Origin of the sequence: Streptococcus sp. HMSC034E03 (assembly GCF_001811505.1) — a bacterium.
Lineage (GTDB): Bacteria > Bacillota > Bacilli > Lactobacillales > Streptococcaceae > Streptococcus.
This window is the reverse complement of record NZ_KV804918.1, coordinates 1-3574: the sequence shown is the minus strand read 5'-3', so window position 1 is coordinate 3574 and position 3574 is coordinate 1. Positions and strand designations below refer to the sequence as shown.

Below are 3574 nucleotides of genomic sequence, written 5' to 3'. Positions count from 1 at the left end.
GGACTATCAACATTAAAAATACCCGCAAGCTTGTGCTTGAGGGTATTTCTGTCTTTGGACCAGATAGAGAAGTCCACCTTGATATATTTTGCATCAATCGTTTGTTGCTGGATATTCACGCCAATTCTTGGGGCATGATCGATAGAGATAGAGCGATTGTTCCCGACATCACGTTGGATGTCATGAATTTCAATAAGCTCTCGTAAATCTGTTTTATTAAAACGCATAGTCACTTCGCTCATTCGATCACCCCTTTCATTCTTAGTAGCATTTTCTCACGCTCTTTCTGAGTTTTAGTAACGATATCCGTAACTTTTGAGCTGTCCAGATAAGCATTTGTGTCCTTGTTAAGGATAGCAGTAAGCAATTTTTCTAAACTTGACCTCAGAATCCTCATCTCAGACACGACTTTATCAGTATCTTGCCCATTTTGAACACTTGTAGTTTGAATAGTGATATTACGTTGAGCTTGTTCCATTTCACGAAGAAATTTCGCATCACTCGGGATCCCGATACCAGAAGCATATTTAGGAACACCCATCTCACGCATCAAACGTCTAGTTTTATCAGCTCGCAAGACTTTAGAACCTCTCGGAAGAGGAAGCAAGACGTCTCTGCCTTGAGGAATGAAACTCCGACCATTTGGCAGAGTGACCATTTCCTTATAGTTGCTATTTCTTTGGTCATTGACGATAGCAAGCCCACCAGGGTGATAGTTGGTCCCGTGAGCGTGCTTGCTCGCAAAGATATTCGTAAAGAAATTACCAGTAACGCTGTCAATCCAGCTCTTAATACCTGAAAGAACACCAGAAGCATTGTCTCGAGCGTTGATAGTGACCGTTTTGTCTTGGATACCATTGACGCCACTTTTGACCTCGCTGACAGTGTCATTGGTGCCATTCTTGGCAAGGATGTTCACTGGATCATATTGCTTGATAGCATTGATAGCACCGCTCGTCTCGTTTCGTACACCGCCTGTTTGATCAGCAGCAAACAAATTGATAGGAGCTTCTTGTTTGGGTGAGTTAACACTCAAAATCGCACTTCCAACAGCTGCACTCGTATTATCTACCGCATCCAAAGATTTCGTCTCAGCAGATGCAAAATTCCAAGCCGTAATCTTATCGATAGATAACTGGCCATTGTTCAAAACATTCGTAGGATCAGCTTTCAAATCTTTTGTAAACGGTGTGGTCGCATTCCAGGTTGTCAGAGTATCAGTTGACCGAGCGACTGCTTTTCGGACACTTTCATCATTGGCCAGCAACTCCTTCTGTTTTGGTTTCAGAGCTTCATAGTTAGACAGAGCCTTTGAGGCTTCCTCCGCCTTGTTCATGATGTCTGTATTCTTCATGAGAAGTTCTTTGACTTCCGCTGGCATGCTGTTCCATGTTTTAAGATGAGTTTCACTATCAAAGATAGCTTGTAGCCCAGCTTGGTTCTTGACAATCACTTGTTTCTCTTCGAGAGTCATGTCTTTCCATTTACCAGATTCGACAAGAGCCTCAGCAATAGTCACACGAGCATTTGAGTTGATATCCGCAGTTTTAGCTATAAACTGCAATTGTTCCCAACCTTCAGCAGATTTGGCAGCCTCTCCGATGACTTCCTTAACATTAGATTTAACTTGGAAATTTCCATTCTTATCAATGTTACCGACCAACAACGACCAGGCATCGTTAGCCTCTTTCACTTCCTTGCTCATCTCATTGGTGTAATTGGCAAGGATGCTGTGTGAATTACCTACCTTTTGAGAAGCTTCAGCAGCTTTCTTTCCTATTTCTTCATAGGATAGGCCGTACTCCTCCAGAACTTTCTTGGCTTCTTCCCAATAGTTCCAACTTTGCCCAGTTCGAGCTTTCACCTTTGCATCGAGATTTTGCATGACCTGGTAATACTTACTTCCCAGAGCTTCCATCGTTTGAGTGTGGTTTGCTTCTAGAGTTTGCAATTTCTTGTTGTAAGTTTCTTGATCGATAGCCTTTCCGTCTAACAACTCTTTCAGCTCACTTTTTGAGTTCTCGTAGAGTTTCTTTTCCTCATCAAGCGCTTGTTTCAAAACATCTTTAGTATGCTTCAATTGTGTTTCATTCAGACTTCTGACATCACCATTCAAAGCTTGTAAAGCAGCCTTCTGCTGATCAGCTGACAGATTCATCATAGAGAGTTTTGCCTTAATCATCTCATTCTGATTATTCAGGATGATTTCTTTCTCCTCTTGAGAGAACTTGCTCGCATCTCCGTTATGACGTTGATAAATCTCATTAATTTGATTCATCATGGCCTCAGTATTAGAGACAACCTGGCCGTTTCTTTCCTTGGCTTTGGCAATATCGTCCTCACTAAGGCCCCACTTAGCGCCCAACTCTTCCATTCGTTTGTTGGTCTTGTCCGCAGCAGTAGCGATTTCTTCATAGAGCTTTTTAAAGGCTCCAGAAACCTTGTCGGCATCTCCAGCATGAGTACCGAAGTTTGCAACAGCCGTACTGGTTTCATCAACCGTTTTTTGAAAACTTCGCAATTCTCCACGAGCAGTATCACTCAACTGAGAGCCAAACTCTTCAGTCTTGATGCGAGCCTTGTCTTTCTCGTTTCCAAGATAGACAAGTGCGGCGGTAGTAAGGCCGAGACCTCCGACTATTAAACCTAGAGGATTCGCAAGCGTCCCCATTGATGTTGTCAGAAGCCCCGTTGAAGTTGATGCTGATGCAGTCGCATTCCCAAGCGCTACTGCTCCACCAGATGCCAATTTAAAGGCAGACGATAGATTTCCGGTTGTTCTAAAAGCTTGGAAAGTCTTATACATTAAATTCATGCCGCCGACCGCTTTGCCAGTTCCCTTAGTAAGCCAGCCAATTCCTTTTGTCAAGCCTCCTACAATTCCAATACCTTTTCCTAAAAGTGTTAACGCTGGACCAGCTCCTGCGGTTAACGCTGCCCATTTTAGAACGTTTCTTTGTTCCTCTTCAGACATGGAACTGAAATGTTTAGCCATTTCAGCTAGCATGTCAATCCAAGGTTTCCCAGCTTTTAGACCGTCACGGAGAGCCTTTAGAAGTGGCCCACCAAACTCAATAGCCAAGTCAGTTACCTGGTTCTTGAACATCTTCAATTGTGACTCTGTGGTCTCATATCGCTTATTGGCTTCATTTGTCAGAGCAGTATTCTCTTTCCAAGCCTTGTTTGAACGATCAACAGCATCGCCCATTTTATCAGATGCTAAAGCTAAGGATTTCAACATGTTACTTTGTCGAATACCCGTCATTCCAAGTTGCGCCAAAATAGCGTTCATGTTAACGCCTTTTTCTTGTGCATCCTTGAGCCCTTTGATAAATGATTGCAAAGCAACGACCGGTTTCTCTTTCCAAGCCTGTTGAAACTCCTCTGAGGTCATTCCAGCAGTTTTGGCGATAAGGTTCAAGTCATCCGCTGCGCCCTTACCTGTCAATGAAACAGCATTACCAATAGCCGTCAAAGTTTGAGTCATAGCGGTACCACCAGCCTCAGCCTCGATACCAACCGAACTCATCGCAGTAGCAAGACCAAGGATATCTGGAGCAGTTAGTCCAGCAAG

General features: G+C 43.5%; 2 protein-coding genes. Both read right to left on the bottom strand.

Annotation, left to right across the window (positions count from 1 at the left end):
- Positions 1-242, bottom strand: a 242-nt coding sequence (locus HMPREF2805_RS00220) for a distal tail protein Dit (RefSeq protein ID WP_398577610.1), incomplete at its 3' end; no start/stop codon positions are given.
- Positions 239-3574 (bottom strand): phage tail tape measure protein (locus HMPREF2805_RS00215; RefSeq protein WP_075230957.1); only part of this gene is annotated, 3336 nt, incomplete at its 5' end. The genes HMPREF2805_RS00215 and HMPREF2805_RS00220, both read right to left, overlap by 4 nt.